We start from the raw sequence: 16,118 nt of genomic DNA on the forward strand, positions 1-16,118 counted from the left end.
GTACCTTGGGTCACATTCTGTCGAGATGAGGGTCGCCCCCGGTTGTCATCCGCAGTCTGTATGCGATGCCGCCCTCCTGTGTCCGGCGAGGCAGAGACCGCTTTGCCCGGGCGCAGGGGCATCTCGACGTGGGCATCCGCACAGCTCGGTGGCTGATGTCTCGTGAACGCAGGCTGCGCCGGCCCTGCGGGCGGCTTTCACCGTTGGCGGGCGGACCTGACGGATATCTTGGCATGTCAGGCGTGAGCAACCTGGACAGAAGGCGAGCATGCGAGCAAGGCGTGACGGTGCGCCCGGCCGAAGGCCCGCCCCCTATTCAACGCCCCGCATCGGACCGGTTCCGGTCGCGTGGCAGTCAATGACATATACACGACACTATCCACACATCCGCCACCGCCACCGCCAATGATTTACCGACGAAGATGCAACATCTCCCATGAGGACTAACGCATACCAGCTCAGAAGCATGATCAAGATAGAGACAACTACATAGCCCCAGTTCAGAGACCCTCTCGATTCCCACCCATAGATCTGCAGCACACCTGGTCAGAAACTCGCAGATGTTGCAACTTCACAGGTAACTGACAGCGTGGGCTGCGGCAGGCAGGGTGCCGACCCCGCGCAACGCCGTGCGGATCTGCTCCTGCGAGATGTGCGTGTTTCCCTTTCCGAGGTACTTGAGGACGTAGACCGCGAGGTAGTCCAGGTCCCCGGCGCGGCCCTCGCCGGTGAGGATGAGCTGGAGCCGGTAGGCGAACTTGCTTCCGATGCTGTGCGGGCCGGTGCCCCAGAAGGAGGTCGCCTCCGGGCCCCTCAACATGTCGAGCAGGTCGACGAGGTGGGCGAGGTCGGGGTCGTCGGCGAGGGTGATGGGTTCGGTCACGGGCAGCTGCCTCCCGAAGTTGCGAATTGGGCCAGACCGGCGCGCCGATTCTCACGTTGCTGGGTCAGGAATCCAGGCTACGTTGCACCGTTGGGCGACCGACGATCCTGATCGCCGGTTTGATGATCTTCACAACCTCGTCTCCGACCCCGCCTTCCCTCTGGTGGCATGGGATCGGGTGCGGCATAACAAGGGTGCGAAGACGGCTGGGGTGGATGGGCACAGCGCCTACTCCGTCGAGGCCAATCCGGGGGTCGAGGTGTTCCTCGACCAGCTGCGATCTGAAGTGACCGTGCTCACCGCAGGGGCCGCCCTCTCCGCCCTGAGCGGCGGCTGAGGCAGGACCGGCCCGGAGCCGGTGCCCCGGACACCGCCGTCACCTGCGCGGACGTCCGGGAGCCGGCCCTTCGGGGAGCGCGCGGGGCCGTCCCGGGAAAGCGCCGCTCCCCCGGCTCGGTTCAGCTCAGGAGGCCGACGACCGTCTGGGCCAGCGTGGCCAGCGACGCCCCTCCGGCGCCGGCGGTGGCGACCAGTTCGAGGCGCTCCCGCAGGAGTTGGCGCCGGGTGGGGGCGAGCGTGCCGGAGCTGCGGATCTCCTCCTGGGCGCTCGCGACATCGGCACCGAGCACCACGGCGCCGATGTCGGAGCCCGCGGTGTCCGGCTGGAGGGCGGCGCGCAGCGCGGTCAGCGCCGGCAGTAGCCGTTCCAGGTCGAGCGGTTGCGGCGCCCGGTAGTCGATCCGGGCGTCCGCGCCGGTGCTGAGCACCCCGCCGGAGACGGACCCTCCGACGCTGATGTCACCGCCCCGCCGACCCTGCGGACCCGCGGCCCCGGCGTTGTCATCGGGGCTGTGGTGGTGCGGTTCGCCGTTCGCCGCTGTGTGTGCCATGGCGGTTTCCGTCTCCCGATGTGTAGTGGATCTCCGTACGTTCTCCGGTGGCGGCGACACCGCCGCTCATCCGGCCGACGTAGATCGCGCCCCGGCCGATGTTGACGGTCTGCTGCTCGAACTCCTGGGTGTCGTACCCCTTCGCCCGCAGCGCCTCCAGCACACCGTTCTTGACCCGGTCCTGCACGGTCTTCACATAGCGGCTGATGTCCATCTCCTGGAAGAACGTCACCTGCTCCGCGGCGGCCCCCAGCTCCCGTACCGCGAGCTGGGGGCCGCCGGGCCGGGAGCTGGGCGAGTGGCGCAGCCAGGTCCGGGACACGGCGACGGCCGTACGCAGCAGTGAGACGACGGCCGCGGTGGAGGCGGCCGGACTGGCGAAAAGCGCCCGCAGGGTGTTGCGCAGCATCAGCCGGTCGTGCTCGGACGCCACGTCGGCGGCCACCGCGAAGTCGTCACGGACCGGCGGCAGGACGTGCGGGGACACCTCCAGCACCAGCATTCCGCCCTGGGTGTGCACCCGGACCAGGACGGTCACCACCAACTGCCCGCCCCAGGCGGTGATCCGCACCCGCAGGAAGTGCCGGCTCTGCTCACCGTCGCCGTCCACGGCCTCCCGCAGGCTCTCCCGCAGCCGGTCCGTCGCGTAGGGCAGTTCCCGGCGCGGTCCGTCCACCGGACGGCAGACACACTCGTCGACCTTCAGCTGCCGGAGCCGGTCGCGGGCGGTGCCCTGGCCGGACAGCCGCAGCGACGCGACCTGCGGGCGGATCAGGTCGAGGACGTCGCGGTTGGTCAGCCGGCCACCGCCCGCCGCGACGTCCGCCACCGGCCGCAGCTCCAGCGCGAACGACCAGGCGTCGTAGGGCATTCCGAAGCCGATCAGCGGCCGGACGGGCGGGTACGGGGCGAGGGGGGAGAACTGCTCGCGGGTGATTGCCTCGCCGATGCGGCGGTAGCGGCCGGAGCCCGGCGGCCGCAGCGGCGGCCCGGCCGCGAAGCCCTCCCGGCTCAGTTCCCGCCGCATCAGCACCACCTGCCGCGTCCGGTGCACCCATACGGGCACGGCCAGCAGTAGTGGGAAGAGCACCCAGTGCCAGACCGGCATACGGTCCAGCCCCGCCCAGTGCACGAGGAAGTGGACGATGGCGCCGAGCGCGCCCGTGAGGAACAGCGCCCCGAACGCGATGGCCTGCAGGGGAAGTTCCTTGCTCTCCGCCCGTACGGGGTCGAAGACGTTCGGTGTGCGGCGGTTCCACAGCAGGCGCGCGCCCCACAGCAGCACCCACGCCGCTGCGAACGGCACCGCTTCCAGGCCGCCGACCACCGCGAAGGCCGTCCACACCAGCAGTACGGCCACCCCGGTGACGGCCTCCCAGCGGCGGGCCCGCAGTGCGTGCGCCAGGACCGGCAGCACATCGCAGCCGAGCGAGGGCGCCACCGGCCGCTCGTCGTGTTCCACCAGTTCCTCGATGACCCGGCGCCGGAACTGGTAGTCCGCGTACACCCCGGCGCACAGCAGCCGGGTCGCCTCCTGGTCGCCGGGTTCCGCCGTGGCGCGTCCGCTCATGTCCGCTCCTTCCGCGTGCCGTCAGGAGCCCTGGGAGGGCTGGTGGTCGGTGGTGACGGGTGTGCCGTCGCTCGGCCCGATCGTGCAGATCACTTTCCGGAAGCCTTTGTTCCAGGCATCTTCCCCGGTGGCGTAGCCGAACATCGCCGTATCGTCATCGGACACCCAGACACGGCCGAACGTGTTCTCGCACAGTTTGTCGCCCTGGTCCTGAGCTGTGCCGGAACTCATGCCCGGCGGCGCGGTCACGAAGCCCACCACCTGGTCGGTGTGCGACTCGGCGCACGAGGAGACCAGCAACGCCTTGTACGCCCCCGCCGTGTCCTCGTACGTCCAGCAGTCCCCGATCGCCATCTGCTGGAGGTTGAGGTCGATACCGGTCTCGCGGAAGTCGCCCACCTCACCGTCGAAGGAGATGTGCCGCGAGACGACCAGGCACGCCGCGCGCCGGCCCGCCTTGGCGAAGCCCTCGGCCGTGGGCACCAGGGCGTAGGTCCCGGCGTCCGCCATCCCTTCCGCGGTCTTCCCGGCCTGCCGCGCGCACCGCCCGGCGGCCTGGGCACGCGCCGCCTTGATGTCAGGGAAGTCCATGACCGCGACGGTCTGCGCGTCGGTGCCGTCCCCGCAGTCGATCACGCCGAGATTCGGGGTGCCCCGCAGCGGCTGTCGCGGCCAGACCGCCTGTACGCAATCGCCCGCGTCGAGGGGCTTGGTGAGTCCGGCCAGTTGTCCGTAGGGGAAGCGTGTGCTGTGGCCAGGCGCGGTGTTCCCCTTGCCCTTCGCGTCCTCCGACGTGTTCCCGCCGGTGGTCAGCATCAGAGTGGCGCCGACGGCCACCGCCGCCGCGAGGGCCATGGCCGCGGTCGCCTTCAGGGGCTCCCGCCACCGGAACTCCCCGCGGCGCGGCGCCTCGTCCGGCCGGCTGGTCCCGTCCGGTGGTACGGCGCCGCCGTCGCCCCGCCCGTCCGGCTCCTCCTGCCGTTCGTCCTCCCGGGCCACCCGCTCCAGGGCCGCGCGCACCGTGTCGGCCGACGGCCGCTCGCCCGGCGGCCCGGACAGCATCCCCAAGATGATCTCCGTCAGCTCCCCGGCGCGCTCCGGGGCGGCGGGCCGTACCGGCCGTTCACCGGCGGTGAACGGCGCGCGGCCCTCGACCGCCGCGTACAGCGTCGCGCCCAGTGCGTAGAGGTCGGCCGCCGGTGTCGCGGGGGCGCCCGGATCCTGTGCCTGCTCCGGCGCGAGGTACTCCGCCGCCGTGGGGACGCCGGATTCGCCGAGTCCGTAGTCGCTCAGCAGCACCCGGGGCGGCGCGGCGGCGTCCCCTTCCTCCGGCTCCTCCGGCACCAGCAGGATGGCGGACGGGGAGACCCTGCCGTGCGTCACACCCAGGAAGTGGCCGGCGGTGAGCGTGTCGAGCACGGCGAGTCCGATGCCCGCCGCCTCGCTCACGGGGACCGGGGCGCCCGCCGCGACGCGGGAGGCGAGGACGGTCGCCTCCGGGTGGTACCCGGAGACGATCCAGGGGTTGCCCGCGTGCTCCACCACGTCGTACACGCCGACCGTCCGTGCACGCGGGCCCAGTTGCCGCACCCCCTCGACGCGCTCGCGCACCCGGCGGAGCCGGGCCGCCGCGTCCTCGCCGGGCACCAGCGGCAGCTCTGTGAGGACGACGTCCGCCCCCAGATCCTCGTCCTGGGCGAGCCAGCGCGCACTGCCCGATGTCTCCTGCCCCGTCCGCCGGACCAGCCGGTACCGGCCGCCGACCATCTCCCGCTCGCTCAGCCTGAACACCCCCGTACGCCGCATTTGCCGTCCAGGCATCAACTCGCCACAGTAACGCGGGAGTTGTCTGCCCGTCGTAGGTACCGGAACCTTACTGTGCCCGCCGGGAAGGCATTGCCCCTCCCGCCGGCCGGTGCGCCGGGACCGGCCACCCGGGCCCTGGCACCCGCTCCCCTCATGCCCCGGGTCCGGACCGCCGAACTTCCCTCCCTCGTAAGGGAGTCCGACAGGGGCGGGGAGAACTCTCGGCGGCCGGAGGCGGAATCCACGGTGCGCGCCGCCGGGAAGGCGGGGACGCCGGGTGTGCACTCCAAGGGGGGGGAACCCCGCACGCTCCGGCGCGCCCGTGAACGGCCCCGCGGCCGCTCCGCGCCGGAACGGCCGGTGTCAGCGCTCGCCCGCGACGTCCAGATCACCGTGGCGGGCCCGGGAGCGGCGCCACGGGCGGTCCACCGGCTGGGACACCGCCCGCCACCACGGCTCCTCGGGAAGCTTCCCCCGGCTCGAACGGCTCGCCGGGACGCGGGAACGCGACCGTCTGACCGGCCTCCTCCGCCCCGTCCTTCGTCCACTCCGCCGGCTCGGCCCACGGGTGCGGAGCGAGGTTGAAGCTGCCCCAGTGGATCTGCAGCAGCACACCGTACGAGGCATCACCCGCTGGAGATCACGGTGGGCCCGGACGCCCTCCTCGGGCGTCATGTGGATGTCCGGCCAGAACTCGCTGTATGCACCGATCTGGATCATGGTCACGTTAAACGGACCGTGGCGCTCGCCGATCTCTGCGAAGCCGGGGAAGTAGCCGGTGTCGCCGCTGTGGTGGATACGGTGCTCCGGCCCGGCGACGACCAGGAGGCCCACAGGGTGTGCTGGGGCCCGCGCAGCCCCAGGACTGCTAGAGGTCGATCTGGATGTGCTCGATGTCGGTGAACTCGACGCCCAGGCCGTGCGCGCGGGTGTTGTTCGCGCGGAAGTACATCTGCGCGAGGCCCTCGGCCGCGACCTGCTGGAATGCCGCACCTGCCGCGAGCGGCGGACCCTGCCGCCCCGCTACCAGGCTCCTCTCATCCTCCGGCATCTGGCGAAGACCGAGCGGCACGATGCGTGCCACCGACGCCCGGGCGCCCGGGAAGTCGAGACGGGCGAGGACGCGGCTCGGTACGAGCTGGCATGCAGCGCGCGGCACGCACCCGTCACCTGGATCAGGCCCCTCACCGCCGCCGAAAAGGCCGCCGTGGTGGCGGCCTTCGTCGCTTGGGCTCTCGCCGGTGCCCGGTGACGGGGATCGCCTTCGCGGCAGCATGGCGGCGGGAGCGCCTCCAAGGAGCCGGATGGCCCGGCCGCTGGCCACGGGCGGGACGTCCGCTCCCCTATCGTGGGCGGCATGACATCACGGCTCGACGATGTCCTCGGCGCGCTCTCGCGGGAGGAACGGTTGGAGCTCGTCCGGCGGGTCCGGGTCGGCTTCCTGACCCTGCGGGACGGCGACCGCGTGCGGGCCGAGTTGCGCCTGGCCGAGGGCGATGTCGTCCGCACCGACGAGCAGCCCTCCGAGTACGAGCGCGAGCAGGACGAGACGCTCTGGCACATCCCGGACGGCGAGATCCTGCGGAGCCGCTGCGGCCGGTGGATCGACCGGGTCGGCCGGCCCTGCCCGCAGCTCTCGAACCACGAGGAACCGTGCGGCCTCCCGCAGCGGCGACGATGAGACCGTGACTTCCGACATGCTGGTCGAAGTGGTCCCACACCCGGTCCAGCAGGGAGGTGGAGCAGCCGATCGTCGTCGGAGTGAAGCTCGTACCGCCCAGGTGTTCGCGAAAGCCTGCGTGCGACCAGTCTGGAAAGCCCACACATCCGGCGCCCGTCCGACATCAAGAGCCGGGCCGGTGAGCCCACCCTCGACCAGCCGCAGAAACGGTCTCTGCCCCTACCGACACCGTCATCTCGTCACGACCCTGTCAGGCAGCCTGGACAAGGCGAGCGCTACCGGAGTCATCGACGAGACGTGAAGAGAAGCAACTCCCGCCTTACGAGCAACCCCGCAACCACACGGGTGCCGGGCGGCCGCCTGACGGCAGCGGGACGCAATCAGCTCGGCCCATTCCCCACAGTGTCCGAACGGCCGGGGGCTTCGTGCGTCTGGAGGAGTTCGCCGTGCCTGCGTACGAGGCCCTGCCCGCTTCAGCGCCGACCACCATCGCCTCACCCCGAACGGCGCCGCCGCTTCCGCCGAGCCGTCACCGCCTTCGTCGACGACCTGCGCGCCGGGACGTTCCGCGCCGGGACTTTCCGCGCCGGCCAGTCACACGCGTGCAGCGTGCCACGGGCATCCACGAGCTCACCTGGTCCATGGGAGCCGGGCCCGCAGGACGTGTCACATGGTCGTACGGGCCCGGGCAACACTCCGGCGAACAGCACACCATCTGGCGCCGCATCGGCACCCCCACACCATCCTCACCGGCCCGTGAACCGCTACGCCTGGTGAACAAGGGCAGCCGGGTACCGAGTGTCCGCTGTCATCGAACCCAGTCGGCGCTGATCCTTGCCATCCCACACCCAGCGTGTCAGTGGGCTCAAGAATCGAGCACGGCGGCGACGGCCTCGATCTCGACGAGCTGGTCCTTGTAGCCGAGCACGGTGACGCCCATCAAGGTGCTGGGGACGTCATGGTCAGCGAACGAGTCCCGGACTACTTCCCAGGCAGCCACCAGGTCCTCTCGCCGTGCCGACGCGACGAGAACCCTTGTACTGATGACGTCCTGGAGCGACGCGCCTGAGGCGGCGAGGGCAGCCTTCATGTTCTCGACGGTCTTCATGGCCTGACCCGCGTAGTCACCGATCGCTGCCGTGGAGCCGTCCTCGTTCAGTGGACACGCCCCGGCGAGGAAGATCAGGCGTGACTCGGCGGGCGCCGTGGCCGCGTAGGCATACTCGGCGACGCCGGACAGGGAGGCAGAGCGGATCAAAGTGATGGCACGCGCCATAGCCGTCGGGTCCTTTCCCCTCGGGTGTTGAGCTTGGACATCCTGCCAACGCCCCGTCGGTTCCGCCTTCCATTTCTTCGCCGCCCCCACGCACAGCGCCGTCGCTTCTGCTCGATGATCACGAGCTGAGTGATCACCGACTGACTCCGGAACAGTCGGCAAACGCTGTTCGCAGAGATCGACGAAGCCACGGTGGGCGACGGCCGAGCGGGCGATGGGTGGTGGGTGGGGAGGAGGCCCACCAGGCGGCGGGCACCGTCACGGAGCGCCGGACGTCGTCCATCGCCTCGCGCAGCCCGGCCGTCATCTCCCGGGCCTGCTCCGCCCCCCTGCGGTGCCGGTGACACAACCGGGGTGGAGCCTGCTCAATCGGGTGAGATGCCGCGGGAGGGGGCGGGCGCGGACGTGGTCGGTCCGGGCGCTGTGCACGGCTCAGCTCCGGGACGGTCTTTGGTCCCGTCCGCGGCGCCCCGCTCCCCGCCGGTCAAGCGGTGGTGATCGCCGGATCGCTGACGCCTGGCTCGCCGTTTTCCACATGGCCGGCGAGGCGGCGCAGGAACGAGGTGTCGGAGTCGGAGACGAGGGACAGGTCGTACCAGCGCTTTCCGGCGCGCAGGTCCGCCGTGTGCTGGACGCTGCCGCCGGCGGGGACCGTGAGGGTTGCGGTGGTGTCGTCGTAGGCGTTGGTGAGGGTGAGGTGGCAGTCGGTGCTGCCGGGGTTGGTGAGGGTCAGAATGAGGTTCCCGGTGGACGCGTCGTGCCGGGCGGTGACTTCGGGTCCGGTGGCGGCGGCGGAGCCCTTGAAGGTGCGCAGGAAGCCGTTGGGGCCGAAGACCGAGAGGTCGTAGACGCCGTGGGAGTAGGCGGTGTTCCAGGTGTCGGAGAGTTGCTTGCCGGCGTGGGCGGTGTAGGTCCACGGCCCGTCGGTGCGGTTGCCCGCGGTGACGGTGAAGCACGCTCCGGCGTGGTCACCGGCGCTGAACGTGAGGGTGTACTTGCCGGTGTCGGGAGCGGCGGCGCCGTCCACCAGCGGGGCGTAGGGCAGCGGACGGGCCGGGCGGGAGCCGGGCTCCTGCTTGGGGAGGGCGGGGGTGGCGGGCGGGCGGGGGACGTAGCTGTCGTGACGGTCCTTGTCCGGCGGCTCGTACGCGCCGGTGCCGGGCAGGGCGGCGGGGGCGGTGTCCTGGAGGGTGAAGTCGAAGGCGGAGGTCAGGTCGCCGCAGATGGCGCGCCGCCAAGGTGAGATGTTCGGTTCCTCGACGCCGAAGCGGCGTTCCATGAAGCGGATGACGGAGGTGTGGTCGAAGACCTCGGAGCAGACGTAACCCCCTGTGCTCCAAGGGGAGATGACGAGCATGGGGACACGCTGGCCCAGACCGTAGGGGCCGGCGGCGTAGGCAATGTTGCCGGGGAAGTGGTCGAGGGCGGTGTCGACGGTCGAGTTGCCCTGGTCGGCGGAGGCCGGCGGGAAGGGCGGCAGGACGTGGTCGAAGTAGCCGTCGTTCTCGTCGTAGGTCAGGAACAGTGCTGTTCTGCTCCACACCTCGGGGTTGGAGGTGAGGGCGTCGAGGACCTGCGAGACGTACCAGGCGCCGTAGTTGGCGGGCCAGTTGGGGTGTTCGCAGAACGCTTCGGGGGCGGCGATCCAGGAGACCTGCGGCAGCGTTCCGGCCTGGACGTCGGCCTTGAGGTGGTCGAAGTAGCCGTCGCCGTGCTGGGCGTTCGTGCCGGTGCGGGCCTTGTCGTGGAGTGGGTCGCCCGGCTGGGCGTTGCGGTATTGGGTGAAGTAGAGGAGGGAGTTGTCGCCGTAGTTGCCGCGGTAGGCGTCGTCGGTCCAGCCCCATCCGCCGTCGGTGTTCAGGCCGTCGCCGATGTCCTGGTAGACCTTCCAGGAGATTCCGGCCTGCTCCAGGCGCTCCGGGTAGGTCGTCCAGCCGTATCCGGCTTCCTCGTTGCCGAGGACCGGGCCGCCGCCCTTGCCGTCGTTTCCGGCGTGGCCGGAGAAGAGGTAGTAGCGGTTGGGGTCGGTGGCTCCGATCATCGAGCAGTGGTAGGAGTCGCAGATGGTGAAGGCGTCGGCGAGGGCGTAGTGGAAGGGGATGTCCTTCCGGGTGAGGTGGGCCATCGTTCCGGTGCCCTTGGCGGCGATCCACCGGTCGTACCTGCCGTCGTGCCAGGCATGGTGGCCGCCCGCCCAGTCGTGGTTGAGGCCCTCGATGAATTGCATCCCGAGGTTCTCGGCGTCCGGGTGGTAGGGCAGCAGGTCGGTGGTGCCGTCGGGCTGGTGCCAGACGGGCTTGCCGCTGGGCAGCGTCACCGGGCGCGGATCGCCGAAGCCGCGTACGCCCTTCAGTGCGCCGAAGTAGTGGTCGAAGGACCTGTTCTCCTGCATCAGCACGACGATGTGCTCGACGTCCTTGAGGGTGCCGGTGCTGCGGCGGGCCGGTAGGGAAGCGGCGTGGGCGATGCTTTTCGACAGGGCGGACAGTGCCGCGGTCGCGCCGGCTATCTGAAGGAACCTGCGGCGGTTGAGTTCTGGCATGGGCCTGTACCTCTTGGTGTGTGGGGTGCCGTGGTCAGGCGGCGTGGTGGCAGGCGGTGCGGGTGGGGCGGAGAGTGGAGTGTTCCAAGTGGAACGGGTATCGGGAAGAGGGCGGATGCCCGCGCGGCGCCCAGGGCGGCAGGTCCGAGGGCGGGGTCCGGAAGCCGGCCGTCGATGCCTGGCCGTAACGTCGTCCCTACGGCGCGGCGCTGGCCGGGGTGAACGGCCCCGGTCCGGTGACCTCAGTCCCCGTCCTGGACGGTGACCTCAGTCCCCGTCCTGGACGGTGGGACGCAGTGGGCGTCAGAAGCCGGTGTGGAGATGTCCGCGGATCCCGCGTCGCCGCGTGGCGTGAGGCGGAAGTCGAAGGCGAGCGTTCCAGGGTCGAGGACCGCCGCCCCGCCGTCGACGGTGAGCACCGCGCCATTGACGAAGGACGCCGCCGGAGAAAGCAGCCGGCACATCGCTTCCGCGACTTCGCCCGGCTCGCCCGGCCGTCCCATGGGAAGGGTCCTGGTCGCCTCGTCGTACGCCGACTCAATGCTGTGGTCGGCGAGTTCCGCCTCTGCGGCGAAGCGGGTCATGCGCCGGTCGGCCATCTCGGTCCGTACCCCACTGGGGCAGACCGTGTTGGCGCGCAGCCCCTGGCCTTCGTAGTCGACGGTGAGGGACGGCACAGCTGGAGCAGGGCCGCCTTGGAGGGGCGTACACCGCGTCGCCCGGGCCGTTGCGGAGTGCAGACACCGACGCCACGGCGACCACCGCTCCGCGCGCCCGCAGCAGGTGCGGGATCGCGGCGCGCAGGAGGTGCGGGATCGCGGCGCGCAGGAGGTGCGGGAGCGCGGCGCGCAGGAGGTGCGGGATCGCGGCGCGCAGGAGCAGGAAGGGGCCGGTGACGTTCGTTCGCATCACCTCGTCCCGGTCCTCGGGTGGCAGGTCCCCGACTGCCCCGCTCCGCCCGATACCTGCGTTGAGTACGACTGCGTCGAGTCGTTTGTAAGCGGCCGGCGCGGCGTGGACCAGGCGTCGGCGACTTCCGGGTCGCCCGCTCGGAGGGATGCGCCGGCGCACCGGTCTCCTGTTCCAGGCGGCGGAGGGTTCGCCACGCCGTCCCGAGATGACCACGTGATGTCTCTCGGCTCGGAGCAACCGGGTGGTGGCCGCGCCGATGCCCGTCTCCCCGCCCGTCACGATGACCACTCGTCTCTGCGTCATTCCCTTTCCCCCTTCTGCTCCTGCGGCCGCCGGCGCCCGAGCGTAGAGGGGCCCACGAGCTCGGCAGTGCGTCGGCGGCGATGTGGAGACAGCGGACGATCCCGGCGAACGGGTCGGATCAGCCGGCGTCCAGCCCGTCGAGCAGACGTCCCAGGAACCGGCTGAACGTGGCTTCGGCGTCAAGGGGGCGCCCCGGGGTGGACAGTGCTTCGGCGAGTTCCGGGTGGTGGCCGTCGGCGGCGACGGCGGCGAGGTAACGGGACTCGGCCGCGGCCCGGTCCGGGGAGTGCGAGAGGGCTGCCTGGGCGATCTCGTAGGTGACGTGGCCGGCCACGAATGCGGTGAGCTGCGCAAAAACCTCCAGCTTCGCCGCGCCGTCCAGGCCGGTCGGCCGTAGGGCTGTGAGTGCGTGTTCCAGGAAGACCAGGGTGTGGGGGCCCGGGGTTCGGCGGGTGGTCAGGGTGGCGGGCAGCCAGGGGTGGCGGAGCATGTGGGTGCGTTGCAGGTGGGCGAGGGTTCTCAGGTCGGCGCGCCAGTCGCCGGTGGGCGGGGCCGTGACGGTGAGTTCGCCGGCGGCGTGGTCGACCATCAGCTCCAGCAGCGTCTCCTTGTCGGGGGCGTAGCTGTAGAGCGACATGACGCCCGCTCCGACCTCGGCGGCCACCCGGCGCATCGTGACCGCATCCAGCCCCTCCGCGTCCGCCAGGGCCACGGCCGCCGCGGTGATCGTCTCCCGGCTGAAGGAGGGCCTGCGGCCGCGGCGGGGTTCGGCGGGGCGTAGCCAGAGCTGTTCGGGGTCGGTGCCCGCGGGGCCGGGCGGTGCGCCGTGGGGCACGGTGTCGTCTTCCTTGCCTGGTGGTCCGAGGTGGCTCTTGTGGACGCCATCCAAACATCCCCCATTCTCGTACAACGTACGGAATGAAGAATGAACGGAGGGGAGACGATGTCGTCACGCATGCACGGCGCCGTGGACGGAACGGCCGGGCTGCCGCCTGCCGGGAAGCCTCCACTGTCGCCCAGCACATGGCCGGGCCGCGCCCGGGGCCGGCCGACACCGATCCGGGGCGCCCGGATCGCCTCCATCACGGTGGTGAACTGCGTGCAGTCGTTGGTGTTCTGGCCCGTGACGGTGAAGGCAAGCGGCCGCCCGACAGCATCGCAGGCCAGATGGATCTGGCTGGTCAACCCACCCCGGGAGCGTCCGAGACCGGGGTTGCACAGCCCCCTTTTCGGGCTCCGGCGGCGTGCTGGTGGACGCGGACGACGGTGGAGTCGACCGAGACCAGCCAGTCGATGTCGCCGACCGCGTCCGCCTTCGCCTGCGCGGCCTTGAGCATCCACTCGAACGTGCCGTCCAGAGCCCAGCGACAAAAGCGAGTGTGCAGTGTCTGCCACGGGCCGAACCGCTCGGGACATCACGCCAGGCAGTACCCGTGCGGAACTTCCACACGATCCCGTTGAGCACCCTTCGATCATCCAACCGCTTCCGCCCCGCAACGAAGCGGGCAGCAGCGGCCGGACGAACTCCCACTCCGCATCGGACAGTTCATGACGACGTATCACCCGACCGTGATCCACCACTCAAGAACAATGGAAGACACCCCTAGCGGGGCCCGAACATCGGAATCCGCCGTAGCTCATCGGCTGCACTCGCCGACTGGATTGCGTACGACGCCGGGTTCGCGTGCCTCGGCGGCACGCCTCCCGGTGTGGAGAATCCTGCAACTGTGCTGGCGGGAAGTCAGCCGTAGATCTGGAGGTAGAGGTCCTGGATCTGGTCTGTGGTGGGCACGACGGGGTTGTGGGCCGGGGAGCCGGAGGCGAGGGCCTGCTCGGCCATCAAAGGCGTCAGGCGGGCCCAGGCGTCCTGGTCGATGCCGTAGGCGCGGGGTGTGGGAACTTCCAGGTCACGGCACAGGCAGCACAATGCGTCGACGAGCTTGCCGGCAGCCGCCGCGTCGGTGTCCGAGAGGGGCGCGGCGCCCAGGGCGCGGGCGCAGTCGGCGTAGCGACCGGGCGCCGCATGCACGGAGAAAGCGGTCACAGCGGGGAACAACATGGCGTTCGACAGGCCGTGGGCGACGCGGAAGTGGGCCCCGATGGGGCGGCTCATGCCGTGCACGAGGGCCACGCTGGAGTTCGAGAACGCGATGCCGGCCTGGGTCGCGGCGAGCATCATCGCCTCGCGGGCCGGTGCGTCCGCGCCATCGGCGTACGCGCGGCGCAGATGGCGGCCGATGGTGGTGATCGCGGTGAGGGCGAGGCTGTCGGAGAAGGGGTTGGCCTTGCGGCTCACGTACGCCTCGACGGCGTGGGTGAGGGCGTCGAGGCCGGTGTCGGCGGTCAGCCGGGGCGGCATCGACATGGTCAGTTCGACGTCGATGACGGCGGCGAGCGGCAGGAACGCCGGGCCCAGGCAGAGCATCTTCTCGTCCGTGACGCTGTCGGTGATGACAGTGAACTGGGTGGCTTCCGATCCGCTGCCGGCGGTGGTGGGGACGGCGATCACCGGGAGCGCGGGGCCGAGGTTGACGCGCGGAGCCTTGTAGTCGCGCATGTGGCCGCCCTGGACGCCGAGGAGCCCGAGGGCCTTGGCCGTGTCCATCGGGCTGCCGCCGCCGAAGCCGATCACCGCATCCGCCTCGTGAGCGCGCAACGCTGTCAGGCCCGGTGCCAGGGAATCGGTCGTCGGGTCGGGCACGGTGTCGGAGAACAGCCGCGGGTGCAGCCCGGCGCCCTTCAACCCGGCCAGCAGGCGTTCCGCCGCACCCGAGCCGGCCAGGAACCCATCTGTCACCAGGAGGGGACGGCTCAGCCCCAGTTGGGTGAGGACCGCGCCCAACTCGTCGGCTGCGCCGCGGCCGACGCGCATGATCCGTGGCAGGGACAGACTGGCAACCATGGAGAACCTCTCAACTGTCCAGGGGATGAGTGCTCCGGCCGGGGCAGTTCGACTGTGCCGCCCGCGCGCGTGTGCATTCAAGCGCCAATGACGCAGATCCGGTCTGCACAAATGCAGATAGGGTCACTTCGTGCATCCAGGACCCCGCCCAGCAACCGAGCATCTGGCCCCGCTCGTGGAGAACAGCCGCGGCACGGTCGATCCACGTCGGCTTCGCGCGGACGACCTGCGCTTTCTGCTCGCGGTCGCGCGTACGGGCCGGCTGGTGGCCGCGGCCGATGCCCTCGGCGTCGACCACACCACCGTGTCCCGCCGTATCGCCGCTCTGGAGAAGGGCCTCGGCACCCGGCTGATCGAACGCGGCTCAGAGGGCTGGGCCCTGACGGACGCCGGAAAGGCCGTCTCGCAGAACGCCCGCACGATCGAGGACGCCTTGGCCCGCGCCGTCGAAGCCGTGGCCGGCCAGGGCTCGCCCTCCCTGCACGGCACCGTGCGGGTGAGCGCCCCCGACGGGTTCGGTACCGTCTTCGCCACACCCGCACTGGCCCGGGTACGCCGTCAGCATCCCCGGCTCCAAGCCGAACTCGTCACGGCGACCCGACAGCTGACCCTGCACGCCTCAGGTTTCGATCTCGCCCTGGCCATCGGCAGGCCGACGGGACACCGGCTGGTGACCGAACACCTCACCGACTACGCGCTGGGGCTGTACGCCAGTGACGAGTACCTCGCCCGGTGTGGGTCCCCCGAGGCACTCACCGACCTGCGAGAGCACGCACTGGTCTTCTACATCGAGTCGATGCTCCAGGTCGGCGACCTCGACATCGAACGTCATCTGCCGAGCACCACCCCCGCGTTCTCCTCCACGAACGTCTTCGCCCAGGTCGAAGCCACCTGCCTGGGGGCCGGGATCGGCGTACTACCGACCTTCTTGGCCCACCGGGCCCAGCTGCGACGGCTGCTGGCCGACCAAGTCGACATCAGGCTGCCGATCACCCTGGCGGTCCGGCGAGAAGCGGTCACACACCCTGCCGTACGGGCCGTACGCGACGCCCTGCACCACGAGGTCGCCGAACGCACCGCCGAACTGCTCCCGGAATAAATCTGCTCTCGCTCAAGATGAACCGTCGTCCCGCGGGATACAGAACGCGCGCGCTGGACGGGCACGGCTTCTGGGCAGCGACAGTGGGCACCCCAGACATCCGAGCCCACAGCCCGGAGCCGTCGCCCGCGGAGGTGAACACGGACGCAGGCAGCAGCCGCTTCAGCATCACGCCGCATCACCGTCGACGGCGTCACCTCTCGACGGCGTCACCTCTCGACGGAGAGCCCGAGGCGACCGACTGACGACCAGGG

Annotated in this window: 14 protein-coding genes and 3 pseudogenes; 3 read left to right on the forward strand and 14 right to left on the reverse strand. The window is 70.7% G+C overall.

What is annotated here, in order from left to right; translation table 11 throughout:
* Positions 1-571: 571 nt before the first annotated feature.
* Positions 572-883 carry a hypothetical protein gene (locus ACFWWQ_RS08610; RefSeq protein WP_384592263.1) on the reverse strand — a complete coding sequence of 104 codons (312 nt, stop codon included), beginning with the start codon at positions 881-883 and terminating at the stop codon, positions 572-574.
* 211 nt (positions 884-1,094) lie between these two features.
* Between ACFWWQ_RS08610 and ACFWWQ_RS08615 the strand changes: the two genes are divergently transcribed.
* Positions 1,095-1,220 (forward strand): hypothetical protein, encoded by a 126-nt coding sequence (locus tag ACFWWQ_RS08615; RefSeq protein ID WP_384592266.1) that lies wholly within the window; start codon positions 1,095-1,097, stop codon positions 1,218-1,220.
* 121 nt (positions 1,221-1,341) lie between these two features.
* On the opposite strand, the gene ACFWWQ_RS08620 is transcribed toward ACFWWQ_RS08615, so the two are convergent.
* From ACFWWQ_RS08620 to ACFWWQ_RS08640, 5 genes and pseudogenes are all read right to left on the reverse strand, one after another.
* Positions 1,342-1,773, reverse strand: a complete 432-nt coding sequence (locus ACFWWQ_RS08620) for a hypothetical protein (protein WP_384592269.1) — start codon at positions 1,771-1,773, stop codon at positions 1,342-1,344.
* Positions 1,724-3,343: a hypothetical protein gene (locus tag ACFWWQ_RS08625; protein WP_384592272.1), complete on the reverse strand. Its 1,620-nt coding sequence runs from the start codon at positions 3,341-3,343 to the stop codon at positions 1,724-1,726. Before ACFWWQ_RS08625 ends, ACFWWQ_RS08620 begins: the two co-directional genes overlap by 50 nt.
* A 21-nt stretch (positions 3,344-3,364) precedes the next feature.
* Complete coding sequence (locus tag ACFWWQ_RS08630; RefSeq protein ID WP_384592275.1) at positions 3,365-5,164, reverse strand: septum formation family protein; 1,800 nt, start codon at positions 5,162-5,164, stop codon at positions 3,365-3,367.
* 348 nt (positions 5,165-5,512) lie between these two features.
* A pseudogene (locus ACFWWQ_RS08635) lies at positions 5,513-6,039 on the reverse strand (MBL fold metallo-hydrolase); the annotation flags it as partial.
* Positions 6,018-6,308 (reverse strand): hypothetical protein, encoded by a 291-nt coding sequence (locus tag ACFWWQ_RS08640; RefSeq protein WP_384592278.1) that lies wholly within the window; start codon positions 6,306-6,308, stop codon positions 6,018-6,020. The pseudogene ACFWWQ_RS08635 and the gene ACFWWQ_RS08640, both read right to left, overlap by 22 nt.
* A 198-nt stretch (positions 6,309-6,506) precedes the next feature.
* On the opposite strand from ACFWWQ_RS08640, the gene ACFWWQ_RS08645 reads away from it, so the two are divergent.
* Entirely contained in the window at positions 6,507-6,830 is a 324-nt protein-coding gene (locus tag ACFWWQ_RS08645) for a hypothetical protein (RefSeq protein ID WP_384592281.1), read from the forward strand.
* A gap of 865 nt (positions 6,831-7,695) precedes the next feature.
* Here ACFWWQ_RS08645 and ACFWWQ_RS08650 read toward each other — a convergent pair.
* The 8 genes and pseudogenes from ACFWWQ_RS08650 to ACFWWQ_RS08685 all read right to left on the reverse strand — a co-directional run bounded on the left by ACFWWQ_RS08650 (position 7,696) and on the right by ACFWWQ_RS08685 (position 14,765).
* Positions 7,696-8,106: a RidA family protein gene (locus ACFWWQ_RS08650; protein WP_384592284.1), complete on the reverse strand. Its 411-nt coding sequence runs from the start codon at positions 8,104-8,106 to the stop codon at positions 7,696-7,698.
* A gap of 484 nt (positions 8,107-8,590) precedes the next feature.
* Entirely contained in the window at positions 8,591-10,648 is a 2,058-nt protein-coding gene (locus ACFWWQ_RS08655; protein WP_384592287.1) for a phosphocholine-specific phospholipase C, read from the reverse strand.
* Between the two features lie 242 nt (positions 10,649-10,890).
* The gene (locus ACFWWQ_RS08660) at positions 10,891-11,325 is read right to left on the reverse strand and encodes an SDR family oxidoreductase (protein ID WP_384592290.1); all 435 of its coding nucleotides are present in this window, start codon (positions 11,323-11,325) and stop codon (positions 10,891-10,893) included.
* Between the two features lie 229 nt (positions 11,326-11,554).
* A pseudogene (locus ACFWWQ_RS08665) lies at positions 11,555-11,863 on the reverse strand (SDR family NAD(P)-dependent oxidoreductase); the annotation flags it as partial.
* A 118-nt stretch (positions 11,864-11,981) separates the two neighbouring features.
* Entirely contained in the window at positions 11,982-12,698 is a 717-nt protein-coding gene (locus ACFWWQ_RS08670; protein ID WP_384592294.1) for a TetR/AcrR family transcriptional regulator C-terminal domain-containing protein, read from the reverse strand.
* 346 nt (positions 12,699-13,044) lie between these two features.
* Entirely contained in the window at positions 13,045-13,200 is a 156-nt protein-coding gene (locus tag ACFWWQ_RS08675) for a hypothetical protein (RefSeq protein ID WP_384592828.1), read from the reverse strand.
* Positions 13,201-13,259: 59 nt separating this feature from the next.
* Positions 13,260-13,394, reverse strand: a pseudogene (locus ACFWWQ_RS08680) (transposase); the annotation flags it as partial.
* 210 nt (positions 13,395-13,604) lie between these two features.
* Positions 13,605-14,765 (reverse strand): iron-containing alcohol dehydrogenase, encoded by a 1,161-nt coding sequence (locus ACFWWQ_RS08685; RefSeq protein WP_384592297.1) that lies wholly within the window; start codon positions 14,763-14,765, stop codon positions 13,605-13,607.
* Between the two features lie 130 nt (positions 14,766-14,895).
* On the opposite strand from ACFWWQ_RS08685, the gene ACFWWQ_RS08690 reads away from it, so the two are divergent.
* Complete coding sequence (locus ACFWWQ_RS08690; protein WP_384592301.1) at positions 14,896-15,864, forward strand: LysR family transcriptional regulator; 969 nt, start codon at positions 14,896-14,898, stop codon at positions 15,862-15,864.
* Positions 15,865-16,118: the final 254 nt, after the last annotated feature.

Source organism: Streptomyces sp. NPDC059080 (assembly GCF_042739975.1).
GTDB lineage: Bacteria > Actinomycetota > Actinomycetes > Streptomycetales > Streptomycetaceae > Streptomyces > Streptomyces benahoarensis.